Below are 418 nucleotides of genomic sequence, written 5' to 3'. Positions count from 1 at the left end.
ATGGTAGAAAAATTGATTTCCGCAATATCATTTTAATTCTTCCCCCCCCTTCTTTCTCTTCTTCTCTTTCCCCTTCTTCTTTTTTCTTTTTTCCCCTCCCTCTTTCTTTTTCTTCTCTCTCCTCTCTCCCTCCCTTCTTTCCCCCCTCCTTTCTTCCTCTTTTCTCTTCTCTTTTTCCCTTTTCCCCTTTCTCCCCCTTCTTCCTTCCTCCCCTTTTTCCTCCTTTTCTTTTTCCCCTTTCCTCCCCCTTCCTTTCTCTCTTCCTTTCTTTTTCCCTCCTTTCCTCTTCCCTTTTCTTTCTTTCTCTTCCCTTTTCCTCTTCTCCCCTTTTCTCCCTTCCTTTTCCTCTTTTTCTCCCCTCCCCTCTCCCCAAGACTGTAGCTGATGAAATTTTATTTGGGAAATTGCGCACCGGTGG

General features: G+C 44.5%; 1 protein-coding gene. It reads right to left on the bottom strand.

Translation table 11 applies throughout. From position 1 onward, the window contains the following. Nucleotides 1-27: 27 nt before the first annotated feature. Nucleotides 28-418, bottom strand: a 391-nt coding sequence (locus tag J7R05_RS09685; protein ID WP_208541896.1) for a hypothetical protein, incomplete at its 5' end; no start/stop codon positions are given.

Origin of the sequence: Bartonella capreoli (assembly GCF_902813205.1) — a bacterium.
Lineage (GTDB): Bacteria > Pseudomonadota > Alphaproteobacteria > Rhizobiales > Rhizobiaceae > Bartonella > Bartonella schoenbuchensis.
The sequence above is the reverse complement of the archived record's forward strand: the minus strand, read 5'-3'. Positions and strand labels throughout refer to the sequence as shown.